The organism is Streptomyces sp. NPDC048424 (assembly GCF_040651555.1).
Taxonomy (GTDB): domain Bacteria; phylum Actinomycetota; class Actinomycetes; order Streptomycetales; family Streptomycetaceae; genus Streptomyces.
This window is the reverse complement of sequence record NZ_JBEZKE010000012.1, coordinates 58,524-70,247: the sequence shown is the minus strand read 5'-3', so window position 1 is coordinate 70,247 and position 11,724 is coordinate 58,524. Positions and strand designations below refer to the sequence as shown.

The window sequence follows — 11,724 nt, the reverse complement described above, 5'->3', positions numbered from 1 at the left end:
GGACAGGACGGGTCGGAGCCGGGTGCCTGAGCCTCCGGCGAGGATGAATGCGCGCATGGGCGGGCTCCTTTCTGGGGCGGGCGGGCGGGGGTGGCGTCGGGCGACCGCTCAGGCGGTCAGGCTGAGGGCCGGGGTGGTGGTGACGAGGAGGGTGGCGATCAGGTCGGCCAGGCGCAGGGACTGGGACGGGTTGAGGCGCGGGTCGCACGAGGTGCGGTAGCGGTGCCCGAGCCAGGCGTCGTCGATGTCCACGTCCACGCACTCGGTGACGTCGTCACCGGAGAGCTCCAGGTGGACACCACCGGGAGGAGTGCCGGTCTCCCGGCAGGCGGCGAAGAAGCCGCACAGTTCCTCCTCGATCGCCCGCATGGTGCGGGTCTTGATCCCACCCGGGCTGGTGACGCCGTTGCCGTGCATGGGGTCGCTGACGAAGCGGTCGGCCAGGCCCACGGTGGAGGCCGCGGTGAGAAGTTCCCGGGCACGTTCGTGGGCCAGGGCCCGGCCCATGCGCAGTACGAAGGTCAGCCGGCCGGGGACGTTGTCCGGGTTGAGGACCGCGTGCAGGGCGAGGAGTTCGTCAGGAGTGCAGCCGGGGCCGATCTTGACGGCGATCGGGTTGGCGATGGCGGCGGCGAACCCGATGTGCGGGCCGCTGAGCGACCGGGTGCGCTCACCGATCCACAGCATGTGACCGGAGTGGGACCAGCGGGCGCCGTCGACGGGTGAGGTGCGGACCTGGGGGAGTTCGTAGTCGAGGAGCAGGGCCTCGTGGGAGGCGTAGATCCCCGAACCGGCCAGGAAGGAGAGGGTCTTGGCCGACTCGCGGTAGGCGCGCAGCAGGTTCTTCGGGTCGGGGACACGGCCGGCCGCGGTGAAGGCGGCGGCGTTGACGGCGTCACCGAGGTAGGAGGGGGCGGAGGTGTCGCCGCGTCGTTCGACGGCTGACGAGCGCGGCTTGGCGTACTGGCCGGCGATCCGCCCGACGGTGACGACCCGGGCCCCCGAGCCCTCGGAGATCCGCTCGGACATGGCGCGCAGCAGGTCGACACGGTTGCGTACGGAGAGCGGGGTGTTGTCGGCGAAGGTTTCGGCGCAGTCGCCGCCCTGGAGGAGGAAGGACGGGCCGGCGAGTTCGGTGCGCAGGGCGCGGGCTTCCTGCATCGGGACGAGCGGGTCGGCGTGGGTGAGGATCCGTCGGACGCGGGCCGTTTCCCGGGGGTCGGGCCAGCGGGGCTGGTGGTCGGGGAGCCCGGCGGGCGGCCGGGTGCCGGCCTCGGTCGTGGTGGGCACGAAGCGGGGGTTGAAGACCTCGTGCACGAGGACCGTGGCGTGGTTGGAGAAGGCGATCTCGTAGGCGCGGCCGGGCGCGCCGGCGGGAAACAGGCCGAAGCGTTCGGCGGTGAGGCCGGTGGCGAGGATCCGGCGGCGTTCGTACAGGCCCAGGCTGCGCGTGTGCAGGCCGAAGGGGGTGTCGCCCCGGGGTATCACGTGGGCCGCGTCGGCCCGGCGGAAGGTGATCAGGTTCTCGCTGACCACGGCGCCCGTGCGGTCGCGCAGGCGGGAGCGACGGATCAGCAGGTCCGGGTGGGGGCCGGCGCCGAAGACGTCGGTCAGGTGACCGGAGGCCGGCAGAGCGGCCGGGTCGGGGCCGGGCAGTACCTCGGCGGAGAGCGGGGAGTCCATGAGTGATTGCAGCAGCACGGTCGTGGAGCCTTCGTTGCGCAGCATCATGCGGGTCGCCGACGGCAGCGCGGGGGGCTCGGCAAATTCGGGGTACGCGGACAATCGAAACACCCTTGGGGTCGGTGACGGTCTCGTGGCGTGGGGGTGGGGTGGTGGTACGTGCGGCCGGGCCGGGCGGCGGTCAGGCCGCTTGGGCGGGCTCCCGGCCGGCGGAGGCCTCGGCCACCACCTGGCCGATCAGCTTCGCGGCCGCCTCGGCCCCGTTGCCCGTCGGCGCGATGGCCCGGGACGCCTCCGCGGCCCGGCCGCGGAAGGCCTCCGGTTCGTCGAAGGCGGTGCGCAGGATGGCGAGCAGGGTGTCGGCGTCGGGCTCGGTGGCCGTGGCGTATCCGAGGTGGTCGAGCCGGGTCATGGCCTCCCGCTCGTGGTACTCGTCCCGTCCGCTGAGCACGTAGGCGACCGGAGCGTCCATCACGGCGAGCTCGGTGACCGAGAGCCAGCCGGGGGGCGAGAGGATGACCTTGGCGTGCTTGACCAGGGAGTGCCAGTCGGAGACGTAGTCGACGAGGACGACCCCGTCGACCTCCTCGGTGAACGTCTGGCGGCCGATCACGACGAGCCGGGCGTTCGGGTGGTCGGTGCGCAGCTTCTCGAAGGCGGTCAGGTACTCGGCGAGCAGCCGCTCCTTGTTCTCGGTGAACATGGTGGTGCCGCCGAAGCCGACGATGGCGTACTCGGCGCCGTGCAGACCGAAACGGGCGTCGATCGCGGCGCGGGGAGCCGGGTCGGCGGCGCACTCGTCGCGCACGATCGGGCCGACGACGTGTCCGTTGCCGGCCGCGAGGGCTTCGAACACCGGGGTTCCGCGGTCGAGTTCGGGAACGCTGGGCTTGTCGGTGAGGACGGCGCGGGCCCGGCGGGTCACCCAGCCGAAGAGCGTGGTGAGCGAGGACCGGATGGCGTCGACCTCATCGGGGTCGTCGAGGATGAAGCCGGCCTCCAGGAGCGCGGCGTTGTCGATCTGGCCGAGGGTGAAGTCGTAGCGCTCGGTGACCAGGACGTAGGGGACGCCGGAGATCTCGGCGGCCAGGCAGGCGGCGACGTTGTAGTCGCTGACGACCACATCGGGCCGGACCGAGCCGATCAGCGCGACCGCGGCGAGCATCCGGTCGCCGCTGATGAAGGTCCGGTTGAGGTAGCCGGTGACGTACGAGGTCCAGTCGAAGCGCCGGGCGAGCTGCGAGGTGTTGGCGTGGTCCTGCTGATCGGAGGCGGTGTGCACGTGCACGCCGAGCTCCTCGAACATCGGGGTGAACAGGGCGCTCTTGGAACCGAGGTACACGTGCTGCTCCGCTCCGGGGAACAGCGTGCGCACCTTCGCGGCCACCGCGAGGGCCCGCATGTTGTGGCCGGTGCCGGTCTCGGCGGGCAGGTGGAGGACCTTCATCTGTGGCACCTTTCGAGGTGGGTACGGGGCCGGTCCGAGCGGCCGAGCGGGCGGGCGGGAACCCGGTGGGCCGGTCGGAGCCGGCGGCAAGGCAGCGTCTGGCCGCAGCACAACGGCCACGGCGGAGTGGGGGAGTGGCGGAAGGGCGGAGGGGCGGAGGGGCGGAAGAGCGGAGGGGCGGAAGGGCGGAGGGGGATCCGGATCCGGGCCGGGGGCGGCTCAGGCGCTCGCCAGCTCCATTACGTACTGTCCGTAGCCGGATGAGGGGGAGAGCTCCTTGCCGAGCAGCGCCAGCTGCTCGCGGTCGATGTAGCCCATCCGGTAGGCGACCTCCTCCAGGCAGGAGATGCGGATGCCCTGGCGCTTCTCCAGCACCTGTACGAACATCGCGGCCTCCAGGAGGCTGTCGTGGGTGCCGGTGTCGAACCAGGCCGAGCCGCGTCCCAGGTTGACCAGGCGGGCCCGGTCCTCGTGGACGTAGGTGAGGTTGAGGTCGGTGATCTCCAGCTCGCCGCGGTCGGAGGGGGTGAGCCCGGCGGCCCGGCGCACCGCGTCGCCGTCGTACATGTACAGACCGGTGACGGCGAGGTTGGAGCGCGGGGCGGTGGGCTTCTCCTCCAGGGTGAGGATGGTGCCCGCCTCGTCGACGGTGGCCACTCCGTACCGTTCCGGGTCGCTGACCGGGTAGCCGAACAGCGTGCAGCCGTCGAGGCGGGCGGCTTCGGCGCGCAGCATGTCGGGCAGCCGGTGCCCGTAGAAGATGTTGTCGCCGAGGATGAGGCAGACGTCCTGGCCGTCGGCGAACGGGCCGCCGAGGACGAGGGCTTCGGCGATGCCGCTCGGTTTCTGCTGCACGGTGTAGGTGAGCGAGACACCGAGGCGTGCGCCGTCACCGAGGAGCGCCCGGTAGCTGTCGATGTGCTCGGGGGCCGAGATGATCAGGATCTCGGTGATCCCGGCCTGCATGAGCACGGACAGCGGGTAGTAGATCATCGGCTTGTCGTAGACCGGCAGCAGCTGCTTGGAGTGCACGCTGGTGAGCGGGCGCAGGCGGGTGCCGGAGCCGCCGGCGAGGATGATGCCGCGCATGGTTCCCCCTTCGGGGCACTGGGCACAGGGCGCCGGTTCGACGGGCGCCGGGCCTTGGGCGGGTGAGGTGGGACGGACCGTCAGCCGGCGTCGGCGCTCGTGCTCGTGGCGACGGCGGGGGTGGCGGAGAGGAGGGGGCGCCACCAGTCGGTGCGCTCCCGGTACCAGGCGATCGTCTTGGTGAGGCCGTCCTCGAAGGCGACTTCCGGGCGGTAGCCGAGGGCGCGCAGCTTGGAGTCGTCCAGGGCGTAGCGGCGGTCGTGCCCCTTGCGGTCGGCGACCGGGCGGACGGCGGACCAGTCGGCGCCGCAGGCGTCGAGGATCACTTCGGTGAGGCGACGGTTGGTCAGTTCGCGGCCGCCGCCGATGTTGTAGACCTCCCCGGACTCGCCCTTGGCCAGGACGAGGTCGATACCCCGGCAGTGGTCGTCGACGTGGAGCCAGTCGCGGACGTTGAGGCCGTCGCCGTACAGCGGCACCGATCCGCCTTGCAGGAGGGTGGTGACGAAGAGCGGGATGACCTTCTCGGGGAATTGGTACGGCCCGTAGTTGTTGCTGCAGCGTGTGATGGAGAGGTTCAGCCCGTGGGTCCGCGTGTAGGCCAGGGCGAGCAGGTCGGCCCCCGCCTTGGCGGCCGCGTAGGGCGAGTTGGGGGCCAGGGGCCATTCCTCGGTCCAGGCGCCCTCGTCGATGGATCCGTAGACCTCGTCCGTGGAGATGTGGACGAACCTCGGCAGGCCGGCGGTCCGTGCGGCGTCCAGCAGGTTCTGGGTGCCGAGCACATTGGTACGGACGAACTCGGCCGGGTCGTGGATGGAACGGTCGACGTGGGTCTCCGCGGCGAAGTTGACCAGCGCGTCCACGTCGCCCAGCAGCTTCGGGACGAGCTCCGGGTCACCGATGTCGCCCTCGACGAACCGCAGTCCGGGATGGTCCGCCACCGGGGCGAGGCTGGCGAGGTTGCCGGCGTACGTCAGCTTGTCGAGCACGGTCACCCGGTCGACCGAGAGGTCGGACCGGCCGTCGAGAAGTCTTCTCACATAATTGCCGCCGATGAAACCGGCGCCACCGGTCACTAATACATGCATGGAATATATCCGCCCTTCGACGGTGTCCACTCGGATTCCGCGGCGCATGGCGCCGCCCGGAAATGCGGAAGGAAGAGGGAACGGAACGATATCGCCCGTCCGGCGATCCCCCGTTGCCTCGTGCACTTCGAGCCGGGGTGCAGCCGCGGCTCGGAGGCGATGTCCAAAGATCGTAGAACGTCGAACATGCCAGCGCAACACTATACTAGCCACTGCCCAGGTCGGCGGGGCGTGGCGGCGGCCACACGAAGGGCAATGGGTTCGTCAAGTTCGCACTTGGGAAGTGGAATCGGAATTCAGCATTCCCCCAAGGGGTGTGAATCTGAACTGTTCCAGTTCCTCGCGAACGCGCCGGAGATAACGGACAGAAACTCGGATGACGGTTGCGGAGTCTGGCCGCGGGATACTAATTTCCGGCTACATGGAACATTCCCTGGCGCCGTCGGCGCTCTTGGAGGACGGCACCGTGATGGCGTCCGGAACGACCGTCGGGCCCGGCACCTGGATCCGGTTCGGTACGTCGGTGAGCGGGTCCGCCCTCGCGGGCGGGGTCTTCGTCGGCTTCCGCTGCCGGCTGGACGGGGTCCGCGTGGCGAGCGGTTGTCAGATCGCCTCGCTGTCCCGCATCGGACGCCCGGGCGCCGCCCCCGTCACGATCGGGGCCGGTGCCTGGATCGGTGCGCGGGCCGTGGTGGAGCCCGGAGTCGACATCGCCCCCGGGGCGATCGTCGCCGCCGGGGCGCACGTCGTCGCCGACGTCCCCTCCGATGTGATCGTCGTGGGCCGCCCGGCGCGCGTGCTGCGCCGGCGCGAGGTGGCGGAGGACGAGGCGCCCGACTTCACCGCCATCATCGAACGGGTCCGGGCCCGCGGCGACGCCGGACGCATGCCCGTGCCCGCCCGCTGGACCTCGGGCGGGGGCGGCTTCGTCGACGCGGCCCTCTCCGGTGGCGTCGACGTGCACCTGGGTGCGGGGGTGATCGTGATGGGCCGCCCCGACGGACCGTCACCGCACGGCGGCGTACGCCTCGGTGCGCGAGTCGCGATCGGTGCCGGGTCGATCCTCGAAGGGTCCGGCGGCATCGACATCGGGCCGGGGGCCGACCTCGGTGACGGCGTCCTGGTCGTCTCCAGCGGTCATGACCTGCGCCGCCGCTCCCTGCCCTGGCAGGGCGGGCCGGTCCGGATCGGCGCCGGGGTCGCCATCGGCGCGGGGGCGACCATCGTCGGCCCCTGCCGGCTCGGGGACGGGGCGGTCGTCGCCCCCGACTCCGTCGTCGTCGGCGATGTCCCCGCCGGCGGTTTCACCACCGGCGTGATCTCCACCGCGGGCGGGCCCGGCCGTGCCCTGTCGCTCACCTGACCTCCGCCGCAGGCTCCAACTCCCTTTCCTGCCCGTGTCGTCACACCACGTCTTCTGCTACGCTCGCCCATACTTCGAACTTCTTCGAATAACGAAATTTGGGAGCGGGCGCCCCGACCCACGCGCTCCGGATCCAAAGGAACCCCATGACCAGTCCTCCTTCTCTGCGCACCTTCGTCCGCGAACACCTCCTGGGTGAAGGGGCCCGGATCCCGGCCGTCCTCGGCCGCGACTCCACCGACGTGATCACCCCCGACCGCACCCTGCGGGACGCCGCCCTGGCCCTGTTGACCCTCCCCGGCCCGGACGACGCCGCCCTCGCTCATCAACTGCTCGGCGCCCTCCGGGAGTTCGGCGACCCGGACCTGCCGGGCTTCCGCGAACTGCTCGACGTCACCGGCGCACCCCACCCGATCGGCGACGTCCGCACCCCCTCCGTGCAGGCCCTCGCCGCCTGGGCGCTGCACCGGGCCGGGACGCTGACCGGCGACGACGCCCTGCTCACCGAAGCCGAGAGCCACCTGCGGCGCGTCGTCGAGGCCGTCCTGCGCCACGACTGGCCGGCCCGGCTCGACCGCTCCGCGAGCATCGTCCTGGACGAGTCGGGCCCGCTGGAGGAGACCGCCGTACTCATCCTGGCCGCCGACGCCCTCACCCCGGGCACCGGTTCGGCCTTCCTCGACGCGGCGGCCGACCGGATGGAGCGCTACGTCCACGGCGACGCCGTCTGGGACCGGCTGACCCCCCGCGGGGTGCCGGACACGCTCCGCGGCCACCGCACCGGCCCGGCCGCCCTGGCCGCCATGGCCTGGGCGGCACTCCACCGGCGCGGCCGCGCCGGCGCCGCGGACCGGGCCCGCCGGGTCCTCGTCCACGTCCACCACCACCAGCACGTCGGCACCGGCGGCTACTGGGACCGCAGCTCCGCCGACTCGGCGGTGCGCGTCGACGCCGTCGCCGCCCTGCACGGCCGCCCCGACTCGCCGTTCCCCGCGCAGTTCGTCGCCGACCACGCACTCCTCGTGCTGGCGGCGCGGAGCGTCGCCGAGCTCGACGATCCGGACGCGGAGTACGGCCCGGTCCTGAAGGTCCTCGCGCAGGAGGCCGAAGCCGAGCTGGAACGGAACACCGACCCCGTGGCGGGTGGTGTCTTCCACGGCCAGGGCAGCTGGTTCTCCACCCCCGTCGACCCGACGGTCCCCCTCGCCCGGCACGTCATGGTGCCCCCGCGCACCACCGGTGCGTTCGCCGTCGGCAACACCACGTACGTTCCCTTCCACGGCAAGCACGCGCGCACCCAGCTGCTGGCCTTGGCCGTCCTGGGAGACCGGGTGGTCGCCCCCCGCACCGCGCCGGCGCTGACCGGGCGTCCGGAGCCGGACCCGTTCGACAACGACCTGGGACACGTCACCACCGGGCGGCTGTCCGAGGGGCTCATCGACATCGAGCACTACCTGCGCTGGCTGCGCTCCACCGCCTCCGGCCTGGGCTACGGACTCACCCCCTACCGGTCCCCGCTCGGCCTGCGCTCCGACCGCACCGCACAGACCTTCTCGGTGCTGCACGTGGTGTCCGACCTGCTGGCCCTGGACCAACCGGTGCCGAACACCCCCGGTGTGCTCACCGGTGTCTTCGCCACGCAGAACCCGGACGGCGGCTTCGGCGAACAACCCGGCCTGCCCTCCGAGGCGTTCACCACCTACTGCGCCGTGCTGACGGCCGTCGTACTGGGAGGCGCGGACCACCCCGACTTCGACCGGGACGCGTGCGTGGCCTTCCTGCGCTCCTGCCAGCGCCCGGAAGGCGGGTTCGGCAACGCGCCCGGCTTCCCCTGCGACGCCTGGCACTCCCACCTCGCCACCCTGACCCTCGTCGCCCTGGGTGCCCGCCCCGAGCGGGAGGACGACCTGACGGCCTACCTGCTCGCGTGCCGCAACCCGGACGGCGGCTACGGCAACCGGCCCGGCTCCCCGTCCGACACCTTCGCGACCTTCCGTGCGATCGGCGCCCTGATCGCGCTCGGCCTGCGCCCGCCGCACGCCGACGAGACGGTCCGGTGGCTGCGCGGCATGCAGACCGGGACCGGCGGCTTCCGCTACCGGACGGACGGAGCGGAGAGCTTCGTCGGCTCGTACCACGCCATCGGCGGGCTCTACATGCTGGGCGCGCTGCCGGCCGACACCGAGGCCTGCATCCGGTGGATCGCCGACCGCCAGAGTGCCGACGGAGGGTTCTCCCGCGCACCCGGCGCCCCCTCGGAGACCACCGACGAGGGATTCATCGCGGTACAGGCACTCCACATGCTCGAAGGGAAACTCAACCGCTCCTGGGCGGTGATGATGACATGACCACCACCTCACCCGAATCCTCCACGGCCGGCGCGACATCCGCGCGGCCCCCGGCCGCCCGCTCCTCGCGGACCGTCGCCTTCCTCGCGTTCGCCACGATGTTCGTCATCGGGACGGACACCTTCCTCGTCGCCCCGCTGCTGCCGACCCTGACCGATGCCTTCGACGTCTCGCCTGACATCGCGGGCTGGATGGTGAGCGCGTACGCCCTGGGCTACGCCGTCTTCGCCCTGATCGCCGGTCCGATATCGGACGGCCGGGACCGGCGCCGCGTGCTGCTGGCCGGGCTGACCGGGTTCATCGTCATGACGGCGCTGTGCGGGTTCGCGCAGGGGTTCTGGACGATGATCCTCTTCCGGTTCCTCGCCGGTGTGAGCGCCGCGTTCGTCTCCCCGCAGATCTGGGCGTCCATCCCGGTGCTGGTCAAGCCCCAGGAGATCGTCCGGACGATGGGCTTCGCCACCGCGGGGCTGTCCATCGCCCAGTTCGCGGGCATCCCGCTCGGCAGCTGGCTCGCCGCGGGCTCCTGGCACCTGCCCTTCTGGGCCATCGGCGGCCTCTCGGTGGCGCTGTGGCTGCTGCTCGCCCGCCTCTTCCCCTCGGTTCCGGGCCGGCCCGGCGCGGGGAGCGGGGCGAAGGCCGTCTTCGGCGTGTACAAGACGGTGCTGGGCACCGGCCGGCTGCGCTGGTACCTGCTGGGCTACCTCATCTTCCAGACAGGCAACTTCGAGGCGATCTCCTTCCTCGGGTCCTGGTTCACCAAGGACTTCGGTCTGCACGTCGCCTCCGTCGGCACCGCGATGATGGCGGTGGGTGCGGGCAACGTGATCGGCTCCCTGTTCGGCAGCCGCCTGGTCGCGCGCCTGGGTCTGTACCGGTCCCTGCTGACCGGCGTGCTGACCATGGCCGTCCTGTACTGCCTGGTCCCCCTCGCCCCGAACCTGGCGGTCGCGCTGACGCTGCTGGCACTGGTGATGATGACCGGCGGGTGCGTCTTCCCGGTCTTCATGAGCATCCTGCAGTCGCAGACCGAGACCGCCCGGGGCACCGTCTCCTCGCTCTCCAACTCCGCGATGTACGTGGGTACCACCGTCGGCGGCGCCGTCGGAGGGGTGCTCCTCGGCAACGTCACGGGCTTCTGGGGCGTGGCCGGGTTCACCGTCGCCGCCTACCTGCTCTCGCTCTGCGTGTACGCGGCGGCCGGCGCCTTCCGCAAGCAGGAGGTGAGCGCGTGAGCACCGCCGTCCTCTTCGACCAGTACGGGGAACCCGGGGTCCTGTACCCGGCGGAGGTGCCCGATCCCGTGGCCGGGCCCGGTCAGGTGGTCGTCCGGTACACCGCGATCGGGGTCAACCCGGTCGACTGGAAGATCCTCTCCGGCGCGGTCCGTGAGTACGTCCCGATGGAACTGCCCGGCGGCTGCCTCGGCGTCGAGGCGGCGGGCGAGGTAGTGGAGGTCGGCGCCGGGGTGCGCCGCTTCCGGGTCGGCGACCACGTCATCCGGCACGGCCGGCCCGGCGCGTTCCGGGAGTACGAAGCCGTGGCGGCCTCCCAGGAGGCCGACGAACTCACCCTGCGCCCCGACCGGTTCTCCGACGAACAGGCCGCCGTCCTGCCGGTGGCCGTCGGCACCGCCTACTCGGCCCTGCGCCGGGTGGGGCTGGGGCCCGGGGAGCGGCTGCTGGTGCACGGCGCCTCCGGCGGCGTGGGCCTGGCCGTGGTGCAGCTCGCGCGGCTGCTGGGCGCGGGCGAGGTCGTCGGCACGGCCTCGGCCGCCCGCCACGGCCTGGTCCGTGCCGTGGGGGCGACCCCGGTCGCGTACGGGGAAGGGTTGTCGGAACGCCTCGCGGAACACGGGCCGTTCCACGCCTCCATCGACTGCGCGGGTGGGCCGGAGTCCACCGGGGCGGCTGTCCGGCTCGTCGCGGGCGCCGCCCGCCGGGTCACGATCGTCCCGGACCCGGCGGCCGGCGCACGCGGGATCCCCTTGCTGGAGCACCTCCCGCTGGAGCTGGCGAGCACCCTGGACCTGATGGGCACCGCCCCGTTCGAGCTGCCCGTGGTCGCCCGGTACCCGCTGGAGCGGGCCGGCGAGGCACTGGCGCACTCCCGGCGGGGAGGCGTCGGCGGAAAGATCGTGCTGGTGCCCGGCGGATGAGCCCGTGACGTCGAGGCCCTCTGTACCTCCACCGGCCGACTCGGTTCTTCTATCATCGTAGAACGTTGAATCTGTCGGGCCTGGAGGTACTCGCCGGGAAGGCGCGGCCCTGGTGCCCACCACACGAAGAAGGTCGCCCATGCGCAGCCCGCTCTACCACCCCGATCGGTGCGACGTCTCCCTGGACCGGGTGCTGCACGCGCTGAGTGATCCCATTCGCCGGGACATCGCCCGCGTGATGTTCCTCGAGGGCTCCCGCTCCTGCGGCCAGCTCGTCTACCCGATCGCCAAGTCGACGCTCTCGCACCACCTGAAGGTGCTGCGCGAGTCCGGTGTCATGCACACCGAGATCCGGGGCACGACCCGGATCATCACCCTGCGGCGCGACGACCTCGAGGCCCGGTTCCCCGGGCTCCTCGACGCCACGCAGATCACCAGCCCCGCGCCGGAGGCGGAACCGGCCGGCGCGGGCGCGGCCTCAGCCTGAGGGGACCCTCCCGGCCCCGCCCACGATCCCCTCGGGCCCTGACACCCGGCGCGACCCCCGT

General features: G+C 72.1%; 9 protein-coding genes. 5 read left to right on the top strand and 4 right to left on the bottom strand.

The window, feature by feature from the left end; all coding sequences use genetic code 11:
- Nucleotides 1-108: 108 nt before the first annotated feature.
- The 4 genes from AB0D29_RS19000 to rfbB form a co-directional block, all read right to left on the bottom strand.
- Nucleotides 109-1,785, bottom strand: coding sequence for a 3-deoxy-7-phosphoheptulonate synthase (locus tag AB0D29_RS19000; RefSeq protein ID WP_362855526.1), 1,677 nt, complete (start codon nucleotides 1,783-1,785; stop codon nucleotides 109-111).
- Nucleotides 1,786-1,864: 79 nt separating this feature from the next.
- Entirely contained in the window at nucleotides 1,865-3,130 is a 1,266-nt protein-coding gene (locus AB0D29_RS18995; RefSeq protein WP_362855524.1) for a hypothetical protein, read from the bottom strand.
- Nucleotides 3,131-3,349: 219 nt separating this feature from the next.
- Nucleotides 3,350-4,219, bottom strand: a complete 870-nt coding sequence (rfbA, locus tag AB0D29_RS18990; RefSeq protein ID WP_362855523.1) for a glucose-1-phosphate thymidylyltransferase RfbA — start codon at nucleotides 4,217-4,219, stop codon at nucleotides 3,350-3,352.
- 80 nt (nucleotides 4,220-4,299) lie between these two features.
- On the bottom strand, nucleotides 4,300-5,307 hold the full coding sequence (rfbB, locus tag AB0D29_RS18985) for a dTDP-glucose 4,6-dehydratase (protein WP_362855522.1): 1,008 nt from the start codon (nucleotides 5,305-5,307) through the stop codon (nucleotides 4,300-4,302).
- 421 nt (nucleotides 5,308-5,728) lie between these two features.
- On the opposite strand from rfbB, the gene AB0D29_RS18980 reads away from it, so the two are divergent.
- The 5 genes from AB0D29_RS18980 to AB0D29_RS18960 all read left to right on the top strand — a co-directional run bounded on the left by AB0D29_RS18980 (nucleotide 5,729) and on the right by AB0D29_RS18960 (nucleotide 11,663).
- On the top strand, nucleotides 5,729-6,670 hold the full coding sequence (locus AB0D29_RS18980) for a DapH/DapD/GlmU-related protein (protein WP_362855521.1): 942 nt from the start codon (nucleotides 5,729-5,731) through the stop codon (nucleotides 6,668-6,670).
- A gap of 146 nt (nucleotides 6,671-6,816) precedes the next feature.
- Nucleotides 6,817-9,018, top strand: coding sequence for a prenyltransferase/squalene oxidase repeat-containing protein (locus AB0D29_RS18975; protein ID WP_362855519.1), 2,202 nt, complete (start codon nucleotides 6,817-6,819; stop codon nucleotides 9,016-9,018).
- Complete coding sequence (locus AB0D29_RS18970) at nucleotides 9,015-10,253, top strand: MFS transporter (protein WP_362855518.1); 1,239 nt, start codon at nucleotides 9,015-9,017, stop codon at nucleotides 10,251-10,253. The genes AB0D29_RS18975 and AB0D29_RS18970 overlap by 4 nt, the downstream gene beginning before the upstream one ends.
- On the top strand, nucleotides 10,250-11,176 hold the full coding sequence (locus AB0D29_RS18965; protein ID WP_362855517.1) for an NADP-dependent oxidoreductase: 927 nt from the start codon (nucleotides 10,250-10,252) through the stop codon (nucleotides 11,174-11,176). The genes AB0D29_RS18970 and AB0D29_RS18965 overlap by 4 nt, the downstream gene beginning before the upstream one ends.
- A 139-nt stretch (nucleotides 11,177-11,315) precedes the next feature.
- A complete protein-coding gene (locus tag AB0D29_RS18960; RefSeq protein WP_362855516.1) occupies nucleotides 11,316-11,663 on the top strand; it encodes a helix-turn-helix domain-containing protein in 348 nt (115 codons plus the stop codon).
- Nucleotides 11,664-11,724 lie beyond the last annotated feature (61 nt).

Bases quoted from the DNA above. Each gene is read 5' to 3' on its own strand.
- AB0D29_RS18995 (WP_362855524.1), bottom strand. From the start codon at position 3,130: ATGAAGGTCCTCCACCTGCCCGCCGAGACCGGCACCGGCCACAACATG.
- rfbA (WP_362855523.1), bottom strand. From the start codon at position 4,219: ATGCGCGGCATCATCCTCGCCGGCGGCTCCGGCACCCGCCTGCGCCCG.
- rfbB (WP_362855522.1), bottom strand. From the start codon at position 5,307: ATGCATGTATTAGTGACCGGTGGCGCCGGTTTCATCGGCGGCAATTAT.
- AB0D29_RS18980 (WP_362855521.1), top strand. From the start codon at position 5,729: ATGGAACATTCCCTGGCGCCGTCGGCGCTCTTGGAGGACGGCACCGTG.
- AB0D29_RS18975 (WP_362855519.1), top strand. From the start codon at position 6,817: ATGACCAGTCCTCCTTCTCTGCGCACCTTCGTCCGCGAACACCTCCTG.
- AB0D29_RS18970 (WP_362855518.1), top strand. From the start codon at position 9,015: ATGACCACCACCTCACCCGAATCCTCCACGGCCGGCGCGACATCCGCG.
- AB0D29_RS18960 (WP_362855516.1), top strand. From the start codon at position 11,316: ATGCGCAGCCCGCTCTACCACCCCGATCGGTGCGACGTCTCCCTGGAC.